The sequence below is a fragment of the Nonomuraea thailandensis genome, assembly GCF_024172165.1.
GTDB classification, from domain to species: Bacteria; Actinomycetota; Actinomycetes; order Streptosporangiales; family Streptosporangiaceae; genus Nonomuraea; species Nonomuraea thailandensis.
In genome coordinates this window covers 5389860-5403567 of sequence record NZ_JAMZEB010000002.1, presented here as the reverse complement: position 1 = coordinate 5403567, position 13708 = coordinate 5389860, and the positions used below count along the sequence as shown (strand labels likewise).

Annotated in this window: 9 protein-coding genes; 6 read left to right on the top strand and 3 right to left on the bottom strand. The window is 71.9% G+C overall.

Going from position 1 to position 13708, the window contains the following annotated elements:
• Positions 1-77 precede the first annotated feature (77 nt).
• Positions 78-2000, top strand: coding sequence for a ligand-binding sensor domain-containing protein (locus HD597_RS28445; protein WP_253745919.1), 1923 nt, complete (start codon positions 78-80; stop codon positions 1998-2000).
• A 64-nt stretch (positions 2001-2064) separates the two neighbouring features.
• Here HD597_RS28445 and HD597_RS28440 read toward each other — a convergent pair whose 3' ends face one another.
• Positions 2065-4071, bottom strand: a complete 2007-nt coding sequence (locus HD597_RS28440) for an outer membrane protein assembly factor BamB family protein (protein ID WP_253745918.1) — start codon at positions 4069-4071, stop codon at positions 2065-2067.
• A gap of 265 nt (positions 4072-4336) precedes the next feature.
• Between HD597_RS28440 and HD597_RS28435 the strand changes: the two genes are divergently transcribed.
• From HD597_RS28435 to HD597_RS28415, 5 genes are all read left to right on the top strand, one after another.
• The gene (locus tag HD597_RS28435) at positions 4337-6853 is read left to right on the top strand and encodes a PA14 domain-containing protein (RefSeq protein WP_253745917.1); all 2517 of its coding nucleotides are present in this window, start codon (positions 4337-4339) and stop codon (positions 6851-6853) included.
• Between the two features lie 61 nt (positions 6854-6914).
• Positions 6915-7982 (top strand): ABC transporter substrate-binding protein, encoded by a 1068-nt coding sequence (locus HD597_RS28430; protein WP_253745916.1) that lies wholly within the window; start codon positions 6915-6917, stop codon positions 7980-7982.
• A 1-nt stretch (position 7983) separates the two neighbouring features.
• On the top strand, positions 7984-9633 hold the full coding sequence (locus HD597_RS28425) for a sugar ABC transporter ATP-binding protein (RefSeq protein ID WP_253745915.1): 1650 nt from the start codon (positions 7984-7986) through the stop codon (positions 9631-9633).
• On the top strand, positions 9626-10600 hold the full coding sequence (locus HD597_RS28420; RefSeq protein WP_253745914.1) for an ABC transporter permease: 975 nt from the start codon (positions 9626-9628) through the stop codon (positions 10598-10600). Before HD597_RS28425 ends, HD597_RS28420 begins: the two co-directional genes overlap by 8 nt.
• Complete coding sequence (locus tag HD597_RS28415; RefSeq protein WP_253745913.1) at positions 10597-11550, top strand: ABC transporter permease; 954 nt, start codon at positions 10597-10599, stop codon at positions 11548-11550. The genes HD597_RS28420 and HD597_RS28415 overlap by 4 nt, the downstream gene beginning before the upstream one ends.
• A gap of 13 nt (positions 11551-11563) precedes the next feature.
• On the opposite strand, the gene HD597_RS28410 is transcribed toward HD597_RS28415, so the two are convergent.
• Both HD597_RS28410 and HD597_RS28405 read right to left on the bottom strand, forming a co-directional pair.
• Positions 11564-12478: a pirin family protein gene (locus HD597_RS28410; protein WP_253745912.1), complete on the bottom strand. Its 915-nt coding sequence runs from the start codon at positions 12476-12478 to the stop codon at positions 11564-11566.
• A gap of 26 nt (positions 12479-12504) precedes the next feature.
• Positions 12505-13626: an MBL fold metallo-hydrolase gene (locus tag HD597_RS28405; RefSeq protein ID WP_253745911.1), complete on the bottom strand. Its 1122-nt coding sequence runs from the start codon at positions 13624-13626 to the stop codon at positions 12505-12507.
• Positions 13627-13708: the final 82 nt, after the last annotated feature.

The window sequence follows — 13708 nt, the reverse complement described above, 5'->3', positions numbered from 1 at the left end:
CGGTCAAGTCCGTTATCTCGCTGTTGGAGGGTCACGTGCGCGTCATCGCAGCAATACTCCTCGTCGCCTTATGCCTCATGCCTCCGGTCCAGGCCGAAACCACGGCAGCGCCACCCACGGGCTGCGGCTTCAGCAACCTCGGCACGCTCCCGCTCAAGGGCATCACCACGGCGGGCACCGCGCTGGACGCCGGGCACCCGCAGGGCCCGCGGATCTACTCCGTCACCTCCGCCGCGTCCCGCCAGGCGCTGCTCGGGATCAGGGACGCCCGGGACGGGAGCCTGATCGCCGAGCGTCCGCTGCCGCTCGCGCTGGGCTCCTGGGCCGTCACCGTCGCCCCGGACCACTCCGTGTACGTGGGCGGCTACAACGGCACCGCCGGCGCGATGGGCCGCCTGTTCCGCTACGACCCGTCCACCGACCAGGTGAGCGAGCTCGGCATGGCCATCCCCGGCGAGAGCTACATCTGGTCGGTGGCCACCTCGCCCGACGGCTCGGCCGTGTACGGAGGCACCTCGCCGACGGGCAGGCTCTTCCGCCACGACGTCGCCACCGGGACGTTCACCGACCTGGGCACCCCGGTGCCGGGCGACCAGCTCGTCAGGGACCTGGCCGTGGGCGAGGACGGCACCGTGTACGCCGGCGTCGGCGCCCGCAGCATGAAGGTCGCCGTGCTCGCCCCCGGCGGCGGCACGGTGCGGCGCGTGATCGACCCGCCCATCGAGGGCACCGGCTACGCCTACGACGTGCACGTCTCCGGCCGCTACCTGCTGGTCCGCTACTCCACCTCCACGGGCGCCAACCCCATGGGCGTGTACGACCTGCGCGCGCGCGAGTGGAAGGACGTCGTGTCCGACGTGGACAACCTCACCATGGGCGGCGGCCGGCACGGTCACGACCTCTACCTGTTCCGGAACGACGAGCTCGTCAAGTACGACCTCCGCTCAGGAAGGATCGCCCGGCTGGGCTTCACCGGTTACGGCGGGGGCGCGGCCCGCCCGCTCGGCTGGCTCGGGCCCGTGCTCGTCGGCACCAGCTCCACCGGCCACATCTGGCACTTCGACCGCAGGACCGGGCGGGGCAAGCTGATCGAGAGCACGCTGACCCCCCTGCACGTCACCGTCCGCTCCATGGGCGCGGGCCCCGACGGCCGCCTGTACGCGGGCGGCTTCTTCACCGGCGGCCTGGCCGCCTACGACCCGGCCACCGGCGAGTCCGAGTTCTGGCCCGAGGTCGGCCAGAGCGAGGGCATCGTCACCCACAAGGGCAGGCTCTACCTCGGCGTCTATCCCGGCGCCCGCATCTACGAGTGGACCGGCACGGCGCCCAGGCTCCTGCTCGACCTCGGCGCCCAGGAGCAGGACCGCCCCTTCGCGATGATCTCCGCGGGCGACCGGCTGGCGTTCGGCACCGTGCCCAAGGCCGGCACCCACGGCGGCGTGCTGGGGCTGCTCGACCCCGCCACCGGGCGCAGCGTGATCAAGCGGGACATCGTGCCGGGCCACAGCATCCTCGGGCTGGCCTACCGGGACGGCGTCGTCTACGGGGCCACGTCGGCCTTCGGCGGCACCAGCACGCCGGCGGGCGAGGCCGCGGCGTTCGCCTACGACATCGCCACGGACTCGGTGCTGTGGCGGACCACGCCCGTCGCCGGCGACCTGGCGCTCGGCTCGATCACCTTCGACGGCGCCGGGCGGCTGTGGGGGCTCAGCCCGGACACGCTGTTCGAGCTGGACCCGGCCACCGGGCGGACCGTCAGGGCCGTCCAGCACCAGTCCTACCCCTGGTCCACCGCCACCCAGGTCTGGCTGGACACCCACCTCGTCTTCCACCAGGGCTTCCTGTGGGGCAAGGTGCAGAGCAAGGCGTACCGGATCGATCCGGCGACGATGGCGTTCGCCCGGATCGTCCACCCGGTCTCGAACCTGGCGCTCGGCCCCGACGGGCACCTCTACCTGTCGCGCTACGAGAACTTCTACACCTACCGGATCTGCGCGTGACCTTGACCTCGCGTGCCCCCTCTTCAGGGGGCACGCGAGCTCTTCAGGGGGCACGGGGCGCGGGCTAGCGGGTCACGCGGAACAGCCGGGACCCCTCGGCGAAGTAGACGTCGCCTGACCGGTGCACGGTGAGGTGGTGCACGGTCCCCTGCCGCAGCACGGTGTGCCGCCCGGTCCGCGGGTCGAGGGAGAAGACGTCCTGACCCGCGTGCGCGCCGTACAGCCTGCCGTCGCGCCGGTTGTAGGCGAGCTGCCCGCCGGAGCTCCGGCTGCCCGACAGGGTGACCCGCTCGACGACCTTCCTGGCGGCCGTGCTCACCGCGAACACCTCACCGCCGGCGATTCCCCACAGCCGCCCCCGGCCGTCGAATGTCAGCGCCGGGATGGCGGGCTTGCCCGGAGCAGGGACGATCTCCCACAGCAGCCGGTCCTCCTTCACCGACCACGCGAACAGCTTGGCCTCCGGCTGCGTCGGCACCGGGAGCGACTGGCCGCCGTGGACGGACGTGCCGCCGTACAGCACGCCGTCGCGGTAGGCGAGGGAGACGATGCTCTGGTCCTGCACGACGTTGCGCCGCGCGTGTTTGAGCGCCCCGGTACGCGGGTCCCAGACGGCCAGGACGCCGCCGAGGTGGCCGAGGTCGGGCATGGTGCCCGCGGCCAGGTAGCGGCCCGCCGAGACCAGCGCCCGCGGCCTGATCTGCTTGTCGGCGGCCAGGTCGAACAGCCTGGCCGGGTTCGGCGCCTGGCCCGGCTCGGGGCTGGGCGAGTACTCGGTGCTGTTCCACGGCAGCGCGGGGTCGTAGGCGTAGACCCGGGCGTCCGGATAGGCGCCGACGTAGAGCTTGCCGTCGTGGGCGACCATGTCCTCGCTCTGGGAGAAGGTGTGGAACTCCTCCCGCTGCCCCGTCTGCGGGTTCACGGCGGCGAAGCCGCCGTTGAGGAAGCCACCGGCGTAGACGCGGCCGTCGGGGCCCTGCGCGAGCGCGGTCACGTCGATGGGCTCGCCCTGGACCGCCGTCTGCACGAACGACTTCGCGCCGGTCTGCGGGTTGTAGCGGAACATCAGGCCGCGCCAGAGCAGGCCGACGACGCTCCTGCCCGGGTAGTCGGGCAGGCCCAGCTCGGCCCAGCCGATGCCGCGCGTGTTGGCCACCCGGCCGGTGAACGGCATCCCGGTGCCCGTGACGGCCCCGGTCCGGGGGTCGTAGCGGACCAGCTCGCCGCCTCTGACGAGGTGGACGGCGCCGTCGGCGTCCGGTGGCGAGACGTCCAGGCCGTGGGCGGACTCCAGCGCGCCGGTCCACCGGCCGGCGGCGATGTCCCAGACGCGCAGCGGGCCGGGGTTCGCGCTGCCGTAGCGGACATGGAGGTAGCCGCCCGCGGCGTTCACGTCGTAGGCCCACTTGTCCGCCGGGTCCAGGCCCTCGGGGGTCGGGAGCTGCCTGGTCGCGCCCGTGGCGGCGTCGATCTCGAAGACGGCGGCGGGGGCCTCGGTGCCGGCGTAGATCTTGCCGCCGGCGTAGGAGACGCTGCGGATGTAGGAGTGGGCGGGCGAGATCCGGCCGTAGTCGCGTACGCCCGTCGCGGGGTCGTAGGCGAACAGGCGGCCCCCGGGGAAGGTGCCGCCGTAGACGGTGGCGCCTTCCCCGGCGGCCACCGTCCAGATGAAGTTCTCCGAGGCCAGGGGCCGGCCGAGGTCCTGGACGCCGCCTTGCTCGGTCCAGCGGTAGAGGCGGCCGTCGCCGTACGTGCCGACGTACACGCTGCCGTCCTGGGCGGCGTCCACGGCCCAGGAGCCGCCGGCGCCCGGCAGGTCGTACCTGGCGACCTCGGCCCCGGTCACGGGATCGACGGCGTTGAGGTGGGCGGGGGCGCCCGAGGACGCGCCCCACAGCACGGTCCGGCCGCCGGGACCGGGTGCCACCACGCCGCCGATCAGCAGGACGTCCTGCAGGGGGACGCCGAGATCCTCCACCCGCGGTGCTCCCGCGTTCGCCGGGGTTGCGCCGCCGAGCAGGGCGAGGGCGACGGCCAGGCCGCACGCCGCTAAGCGCTTGATTAGGGTCATGACCGAAACCTAAGGAAGCGCGAGCGGTGCTGGCAATAGGCGATTACGGCAATGGAACTAATCTCCGCAGAGGGGATCTGCGCCCGCCGCGGACGCGGGTGACGACGGCAGTGTGGCGCGCACAGCGGTCCGGTTCGGCTTTGACCGAACAAGAACGAATCTGATCGAAAATCTTGACCACCTCGGTCCGCCGGTGCTTACTTTGGAGCCTGTCAGGGTCAAAAGCTGTCCGAACCTGATCGGCTGCGTTGCGAAAGGACCCCCCGTGCGTAAGCGCCTCGCGTTGCTGCTGGCCGTACTGATGTCCGTGTTATGGCAGATGCCGACCCCAGCCTCGGCGGCCCTTCCCGAGCGGAACGGGCTGCGCGGCGACTACTACCTCGCCTCGGCGGCGGGGAAGTTCGACTTCGCCGAGCTGAAGGCCAGCATCATCGATCCCAACCTGGAGCTGGCCGACCTGAACCCCACGTTCAAGCTGCTGACCGGCAGGGAGGACGACGTCACCGTCCGATGGACGGGACAGATCACGCCCAGACACTCCGAGACCTACACCTTCTCCATGATCGGTGACAACGGCTTCCGCCTGTGGATCGACGGGCGGCCGGTCATCGACCACTGGGTGGACGACTGGGACAAGGAGCAGGTCGGCACCCCCATCGCCCTGGAGGCGAACAGGAAGTACGACATCAAGGTCGAGTACTTCGAGCACTTCGGCGGCGCCCACCTGCGCCTGCGCTGGCAGAGCCCCAGCCAGCCGAAGGCCGTCGTGCCCATGGACGCGCTCACGGTGCCGGCCGACTTCCAGCCCGACGGGCCGTACGACGCCAGGCTGAACGCCGCCGGCGACGTCGCCACGCTGACCTACGCCAAGCCGCTCGCCGCGCTGCCCGCCAACGCCGCGCAGAAGCTGGCCGTCACGGTCGGCGCCGCCGCCTGGCCGGTCACCTCGGCGACGCTGAAGAGCCCCGAGACGGTGGAGCTCAAGCTGGGTGCCCAGGTCCCGTCGAAGGCGGGCAGCACCGTGCGCACCTCCTACGACGGCGCGGGCGGCATCACCTACGCCGACGGCACGCCGCTGGCCGCCTACCCGTTCGCGCACGTGGTCAACGCCTCCGCCTACGTGCTCAGGACCAAGTGGGCCGACCAGGTGGACAGGAACAACCCGCTGCCCGAGTACCCCAGGCCGCAGCTCGCCCGCGAGCGCTGGCGCAGTCTCAACGGCGTCTGGCAGTTCGCGCCGGCCAGGGAGGGCGAGGCCGCGCCCATCGGCAAGGACCTGGCCGAGAAGATCGTCGTGCCGTACCCGGTGGAGTCGCAGCTGTCCGGCATCGGCCGGCACGAGGAGCGCATGTGGTACCGCAGGACGTTCGAGGTGCCGCGCGGCTGGCGCGGCGAGCGGCTGATGCTGCACCTCGACGCCGTGGACTGGGACGCCACCGTCCACGTCAACGGCAGGCAGGTCGCCACGCACAAGGGCGGCTACGACCGGATCAGCGTGGACGTCACCGGCGCGCTCAAGGGCTCCGGCCCGCAGGAGCTGGTGGTCGGCGTGTTCGACCCGACCGACAACGGCGCCCAGGCCATCGGCAAGCAGCGGCTCAACCCGGGCGGCATCTGGTACACCTCCGTGTCCGGCATCTGGCAGACCGTCTGGATCGAGCCGGTCGCCAAGGACCACGTCGAGCGCGTGGACACCGAGCCCGACCTGCGCGGCCAGGCCCTGTACGTGACCGTCCACGGCTCGCCCGGCACCGCCACCGTGATCGCCAGGGACGGCCACAAGGTCGTCGGCACCGTCCGCGGAGAGACCGGCAAGGAGCTGCGCCTGCCCGTCCCGAACCCCAGGCTCTGGTCGCCCGACGACCCCCACCTGTACGACCTGGAGGTCAGGCTCAAGAACGACAAGGTGGACTCGTACTTCGGGATGCGCGAGATCTCCGTCGCCGGCTGGCGCATGCTGCTCAACGGGCGGCCCGTCTTCCAGATCGGCCCCCTCGACCAGGGATTCTGGCCCGACGGCATCTACACCCCGCCCACCGACGAGGCGCTGCGCCACGACCTGGAGCAGACCAAGGCCCTCGGCTTCAACGCGGTGCGCAAGCACGTCAAGGTGGAGTCCGACCGCTGGTACCACCACGCCGACAAGCTCGGCCTGCTCGTGTGGCAGGACATGCCGGCCGCGTTCAGGACCACCGACAGGCCGCAGTACGAGGCCGAGCTGAAGGAAATGGTCGACCAGCACCGCAGCAGCCCCTCGGTCATCATGTGGGTGCCCTTCAACGAGGGCTGGGGCCAGTACGACCAGGCGCGCGTCGCCAACCTGGTCAAGAGCTGGGACCCCTCGCGCCTGGTCAACAACATGAGCGGGATCAACTGCTGCGGCGCCGTGGACGGCGGCAACGGCGACGTCAAGGACTTCCACATCTACCCCGGCCCCGGCAACCCCGGCAAGCCGTCCGGCAGCAGGGCGAACGTGATCGGCGAGTACGGCGGCCTGGCCCTGCCCGTCGTCGGCCACACCTGGTCAGGCGGCGGATGGGGCTACGCGGTCGAGCCGGACCCGGAGGCCCTCACCACCCGCTACGTGAACATGGCCGAGGAGCTGGAGAAGCTGCACGCCTGCGAGCAGCTCAGCGCCGCCATCTACACCCAGACGACCGACGTCGAGACCGAGATCAACGGCCTCATGACGTACGACAGGGCGATCACCAAGCCCGACGTCAAGCGTGTCCACGACGCCCACAAGGCGCTGACGAGCGCGATCGACCCCACCTGCAGCTGATCCACCGCCGCGCCCGGGGCCTCGTGTCCCGGGCGCGGCACCTGATAGGAAAGGAACCGCGATGACCCCCCACATCCGGACGGCCGCCCTGGCGCTGGCCGTTCTCCTCACCGCGGCGGCCTGTGCCAAGGCGGAGGAGCCGCAGGCCGCGCCCGCCGCCACCGGCACCGCCGGGCAGCAGGTCGTCCAGAGCCCGGCCGGCACGGCCGGCCCGACGTGCACGCTGCAGCAGTTCGGCGGCACGAAGTTCGACCTCAAGACGGCCGTGGTCGGCTTCTCCCAGTCGGAGAAGGAGGCCAACCCGTTCCGGATCGCCGAGACCAAGTCGATCAAGGACGAGGCGGCCAAGCTGGGCATCACGAACCTCAAGGTCACCAACGCCCAGTCGCAGTTCTCCAAGCAGATCACCGACGTGCAGCAGCTCATCGCCCAGGGCGTGCAGCTCCTGGTCATCGCGCCGCTCAACTCCGACGGCTGGGAGCCGGTGCTCCAGCAGGCCGCCGCCAAGAAGATCCCCATCATCACGGTCGACCGCAAGATCAACGCCAAGGCGTGCAGCGACTACCTGACGTTCATCGGCTCGGACTTCTACGAGCAGGGCAAGCGCGCCGCCGACCGCATGATCGAGGCCCTGAACGGCCAGGGCAAGGTGGCCATCCTGCTCGGGGCGCCCGGCAACAACGTCACCACCGAGCGCACGAACGGCTTCAAGGACCGCGTCAAGGAGAAGGCGCCCGGCATCACCATCTCGTTCGAGCAGACGGGCGAGTTCGCCCGCGAGAAGGGCCAGCAGGTCACCGAGCAGCTCATCCAGTCCAACCCCGACATCAACGGCATCTACGCCGAGAACGACGAGATGGCGCTGGGCGCGGTCACCGCCCTGAAGGGTGCGGGCAAGGAGCCGGGCGACATCAGGATCGTGTCGGTCGACGGCACCCGCAGCGCCGTCCAGGGCATCGCCGACGGCTGGCTGCACGCGGTCATCGAGTCGAACCCGCGCTTCGGCCCCCTCGCCTTCGAGACCGCCCGCAAGTTCCTCGACGGCGAGGCCATCCCCGACAAGGTGATCATCTCCGACCGGGACTACACCACGGAGAACGCCGAGAGCTCCCTCGGTGAGGCGTACTGAGTTGGAAGCGGTACTCGAGGCCAAGGGGATCAGCAAACGTTTCCCCGGCGTGCTCGCCCTCGACGACGTGTCCCTCGCCCTGCGCCCGGGCGAGGTGCACGCGCTGGTCGGCGAGAACGGCGCGGGCAAGTCCACCCTGATCAAGGTCTTCACCGGCGTCTACCAGCCGGACGGCGGCGAGCTGCGCCACCGCGGCGCCCCGGCCGCCTTCGCCACCCCCATGGACGCGCAGCGCGCCGGCATCCAGACGATCTACCAGGAGGTCAACCTCGTCCCCATGATGTCGGTGGCCCGCAACCTGCTGCTCGGCCGCGAGCCGCGCGGCAGGTTCGGGGTGATCGACGCCGCCGCCATGTACGGCGAGGCCGAGCGCGTGCTGTCCGGCTACGGCGTCGAGACCGACGTGCGCCGACCGCTGCGCACGCTCGGCGTCGGCGCGCAGCAGATGGTCGCCCTGGCGCGGGCCGTGTCCGTGGACGCCCGGGTGGTCATCATGGACGAGCCCACCTCGTCGCTGGAGCCGCGCGAGGTCGAGACGCTGTTCGGGGTGATCAGGAGGCTGCGCGACAGCGGCATCGCCGTCATGTACGTCAGCCACCGCCTCGACGAGCTCTACCAGGTGTGCGACCAGGTGACGGTGCTGCGCGACGGCCGCCTGGCGCACACCGGGCGGCTGGCGGAGCTGGAGCGGATCCGGCTCATCTCGCTCATGCTCGGCCGCGACCTGAACGAGGTCCGCTCCCGGGGGCTGACCAGCTTCTCCCGCGACCGTCACGCGGGCGGTGAGCCGGTGCCGGACGCTCGCGAGCGGGCGGACACGAGCGGCGAGCCGATGGCGGACGCTCGCGAGGGGGCGGACACCGGCGGCGGCCCGGCCACGAACGGCCCGGCCACGAACGGCCCGGCCGCGGACGGGCGGGCTCCGGTCGTCGAGGCCCGCGGCCTCACCAGGCGGCACGTGCTCGACGGCGTGGACGTGAGCGTCAGGCCGGGCGAGGTCGTCGGCCTGGGCGGCCTGCTGGGCGCCGGACGCACCGAGACCGCCAAGGCCATCGTCGGCGCGCTGCCGCTGGACGGCGGCCAGGTGCTCGTGGCCGGCGCGCCGCTGCGCGCGGGCTCCACGGCGGCGGCGATCAGGGCCGGCGTCAGCCTGCTGCCCGAGGACCGCAAGGCGGAGGGCATCATCCCCACCCTGTCCGTCCGCGAGAACATCGCCCTGGCCGCCCTCCCCGCCCTCGGCAGGGCCGGCGTGGTGTCCGAGGCGAAGATCGACAAGGTGGTCGAGATCTTCATGCGGAGGCTGAGGATCAAGGCCGCCTCGCCGCACCAGCTCGTCTCCGAGCTGTCCGGCGGCAACCAGCAGAAGGTGCTGCTGGCCCGCTGGCTGGCCGTGCGGCCCAAGGTGCTGCTGCTGGACGAGCCCACCCGCGGCATCGACGTCGGCGCCAAGGCGGAGGTGCAGGCGCTGATCGACGAGCTGGCCGAGGAGGGGCTGGGCGTGCTGCTGATCTCCTCCGACCTGGAGGAGCTGGTCGAGGGCGCCGACAGGATCCTCGTGCTGCGCGAGGGCACGGTCGTGGGCGAGCTGTCGGGCGACGAGGTGACCGAGGAGAGGATCATGGCGACGATAGCGGAGCAGGCGGATGGCTGAGCTCACCTCCCGCCAGGGCGGCGGGCGCGTCGCCGTCCTCAAACCCCAGGTGTACGCCTGGGTGCAGGACTACGGCGTGTACGCGGCCGTGCTGGCGCTGCTGCTGTTCAACGTGCTGTTCACCCCGCACTTCCTGGACGCAGCCAACTTCCGCACCCAGCTCGTCCAGGTGACGCCCATCGTGATCGTCTCCCTGGGCATGGCGCTGGTGATCGGCACGCAGGGCATCGACCTGTCGGTCGGCTCGGTGATGGCCCTGGCCGCCGCGCTGACCGTGCTCTACCTCGGCTACGGCTGGCTGCCCGCGCTCGTCGTGGCCGTGATCGGCGGCGCGGTCGCCGGGGCCGCGGGCGGGGCGCTGGTGGCGTACGTCGGGGTGCAGCCCATCGTGGCCACCCTGGCCCTGCTGGTCGGCGTGCGCGGCCTGGCCAATGTGCTGGTGCCGCAACTCGTCGAGTTCCGCAACCCCGGCCTGATCGCGCTGGGCAGCAGCTCGGTCGCGGGCGTCCCGGTCATCGTGCTCATCGCGGCGGCGCTGACCGTGATCGTGCTGTTCGTGGTGCGGCGCACCACGTTCGGGCGGCAGGTGGTCGCCATCGGCGGCAACCGCTCGGCCAGCGAGCTGTCAGGGCTGCCCGTGAAGCGGGTGCTGCTGACCGTGTACGTGATCTCCGGCCTGCTCGCCGCCCTGGCCGGGGTGCTGGCCACGGCTCGCCTCCAGGCCAGCGACCCGACCTCGCTCGGCCTGTTCATCGAGCTGTCGGCGATCACCGCCGTGGTGGTCGGCGGCACCCCGCTGACGGGCGGCCGGATCAGGGTGCTCAGCACCGTCATGGGCGCGCTGCTCATGCAACTCCTCGCGGCCACGCTGATCAAGCACAACCTCCCGCAGTCGTGGACCCAGATGGTCCAGGCGGTCATCATCCTGGCCGCCGTCTACGCCACCAGGAAGCGGGGGACACGATGAACCGCGAGCAGACCAGCCGGCTGCTCCAGCAGCACGGCGCCGTCATGGTGCTGGGGCTGCTGGTGATCGTGGGCAGCCTGGCCTTCGACTCCTTCGCCACCCCGGCGAACGCCGCCAGCGTGGTCGTGTCCTCGTCGTTCCTGGCGATCATCGCGATCGGGATGACGTTCGTGATCATCAGTGGCGGCATCGACCTGTCCGTGGGGTCGCTGTTCGTGCTCGGCGGGGTGCTGGCGGCCTACGGCTCCCGGTACGGCATGGCGGTGGCTCTCCTGCTGCCCCTGGCGGTCTGCGGTGTCGTCGGCCTGCTCCAGGGCCTGGTGATCGCGCGGACGGGCATGGCGCCGTTCATCGTCACCCTGGCGGGACTCCTGGGCGTCCGTGGCCTCATGCTCGCCATCTCGGACGAAGGCGCCACCACCCATCTCGTGAAAGATCAGGGATTCGCCGCTCTAGGCCAGGGCGAACTCCTCGGCCTGACCTACCCCGTCCACATCACCATCGTCCTGGCCCTGCTCGCGATGGTCCTCCTGCAGCGCACCGGCTTCGGCCAGAACGTCTACGCCATCGGCGGCAACGAGCAGGCCGCGGCCCTGATGGGCGTGCCCGTCGCACGCACCAAGGTGCTCGTGTACGTCATGTCGGGCCTGCTGGCGGGCCTGGCGGGCGCGCTCAACGCCGCCCGGCTCTCCTCCGGCGTGACCATCCTCGGCATCGGGCTGGAGCTCGACGCGATCGCCGCCGTCGTGATCGGCGGCACCCTGCTGACCGGCGGGGCCGGCGGCATCTCCGGATCGGTGGCCGGGGTGCTGCTGCTCGGCGTCATCCAGAGCCTGATCAACCAGGTGGGCAGCCTGACCTCGGCGTTCCAGCAGGTGGTCAGCGGGGTGTTCCTGGCTCTGGTGGTGGTGGCGCAGCGGCTGCTGAGCAAGGCCCAGCGGCTCACCTGACCACGATGCCCGGTCAACGGACCCGGCCGCGCGGCTTGAGGCGCGTGCCGGGCAGGACGGGCGCGGGCAGCGGCGCGCCGTCGAAGCCCTCGACGGCGCCGAACCCCTCGCCCTCCATCCACTCCTTGCGATGGGCGGCGATCTCGTCGTGGGAGCGCCCGACGAAGTTCCACCACATGACGATCTCCTCGCCGAACGGCTCCCCGCCGATCAGCAGCACCCGCCCGCGCCCCGACAGCCGCACCCCGGAGCGCCCCGGCGGCAGGTACACCAGCGGCCCCCGCCCGACCTGCGCGACCTCGCCGTCGAGCAGCAGCAGCCCGTGCTCGAACGCCAGGTCCACCGGCACCTCGCAGTCGCCGTCCACCGCGACCTCGGCCCCCACGAGCGGGGTGTGGGCGGTGGCGGGCGAGGTCACCCCGCCGAGCGCCCCCATCACCACGGTCGCCGCGTAGCCGGGCCCGGACAGCACCGGCAGCGCGGGATGGTGCTCGAAGCCAGGCTCCACGTGCCGCGACCCCTCCGGGAGCGCCACCCAGAGCTGCACCCCGTGCAGCACCGTCTCGGGCGACTCCTCCGAGTGGGAGATGCCCCGTCCGGCCGTCATCAGGTTGAGCTGACCGGGGCGGACCTCCTGCAGCGTGCCCAGGCTGTCGCGGTGCAGCACCTCGCCCGCGACCAGCCAGCTCACCGTCTGCAGCCCGGTGTGCGGATGCGGCGGCACCCGCATGGCGGCCCGCTGCGGCCCGTAGGCGTCCACGAAGCACCAGGCGCCGATCATGCGCCGGTGCACGCCCGGCAGCGTCCTGCTCACGGCCATCGCGCGCGGCCCGCCCAGCGGCACCTCGCGCCCCTCCAGCACTTCGCGGCCGGCGCCCTCGTCGGCGCCGCAGCGGATCTCCCGCGGGTCAAGCTCCAGGTTGCTCACGGCAAGAACTGTACGTCCCGGGGCGGTCAGTGCAGCATCTCCCACCAGCCTTCCACGGCCGGGGCGGCCGAGGCGTCCACCGCCTCCCCGGGCCGCGGCACGGCGATCTTCACGTCGCGGGCCTTGGCCTCCCGCCACAGCCGCTCCACCGGCTCCGCCCACGGGTGCAGCGCCAGCGTGAACGTGGCCCAGTGCACCGGCAGCAGCAGCTTGCCGCCCAGGTCGAGGTGGGCGTTGACGGCCTCTTCCGGGTTCATGTGGATGTCCGGCCAGGCCGGGCTGTAGGCGCCGATCGGCATCAGCGTCAGGTCGAAGGGCCCGTGCGCCGCCCCGATGCCGCGGTATCCCTCGAAATACCCGGAGTCGCCCGCGTAGAAGACCCGCCTGGCCTGCCCGGCGACGACCCACGAGCCCCACAGGGTGTCGTTGCGGGTCAGCGACCGGCCGGAGAAGTGGCGGGCGGCGGTCGCGACGAAGCGCAGGCCGGCGACCAGGGCCTCCTCGTCCCAGTCCAGCTCGATGATCCGGTACGCGGGCACGCCCCACCGCTCCAGGTGCGCCCCGATGCCCAGCGGCACCAGGAACGGCGCCTTCTGCGTGCGGGTCAGCGAGCGCACCGTGGCCAGGTCGAGGTGGTCGTAGTGGTCGTGCGAGATCGCGATCGCGTCCACCTGGGGCAGCTCGCCCAGCTCCACGGGCACGGGGTGGTGCCGCTTCGGGCCGACGAGCTGGGAGGGGGAGGGGCGCCTGCTCCACACCGGGTCGAACAGCACGCGCCTGCCCTCGATCTCCACGAGCGTGGAGGCGTGGCCGTACCAGATGGCGCGCACCCCGTCGGCGGGCGGCGGGCCGGTGGGCGGGACGCGCAGCGGGATCAGGCCGGTGGGGTGACGCTGCTCCCTGTCCTTGGCCAGCTCGCCGAGCAGCCCGACCGGCGGCGCGGTCACGAGCGTGGTCTGCTCGGGCATCGTGTTCACGAACGAGCCGTCCCTGAACTGCGGCGAGCGCCGTATCCGCGCCGCCCGGTCGGGCCCCGACGCCAGCGGCCGCACGCCCAGCTCGGCGGGCACCTGACGCAGCGCCCACCCGGCCGCGGCCAGGGCCGCGCCGCCCACCAGGATCCGCCGTGCCGTCCGCATCCCTGCCATCGCCCACTCTCCCCTGGATCTTCGTCTGTCCCGGTCCAACCGGACGGGACTCCCCGGTGTTCCCCGAATCTACGATATATCG

Excerpts from the sequence above, each read along its gene's own strand:
- HD597_RS28445 (WP_253745919.1), top strand. The coding sequence starts at position 78 with ATGCCTCCGGTCCAGGCCGAAACCACGGCAGCGCCACCCACGGGCTGC.
- HD597_RS28440 (WP_253745918.1), bottom strand. The coding sequence starts at position 4,071 with ATGACCCTAATCAAGCGCTTAGCGGCGTGCGGCCTGGCCGTCGCCCTC.
- HD597_RS28415 (WP_253745913.1), top strand. The coding sequence starts at position 10,597 with ATGAACCGCGAGCAGACCAGCCGGCTGCTCCAGCAGCACGGCGCCGTC.
- HD597_RS28430 (WP_253745916.1), top strand. The coding sequence starts at position 6,915 with ATGACCCCCCACATCCGGACGGCCGCCCTGGCGCTGGCCGTTCTCCTC.
- HD597_RS28405 (WP_253745911.1), bottom strand. The coding sequence starts at position 13,626 with ATGGCAGGGATGCGGACGGCACGGCGGATCCTGGTGGGCGGCGCGGCC.
- HD597_RS28420 (WP_253745914.1), top strand. The coding sequence starts at position 9,626 with ATGGCTGAGCTCACCTCCCGCCAGGGCGGCGGGCGCGTCGCCGTCCTC.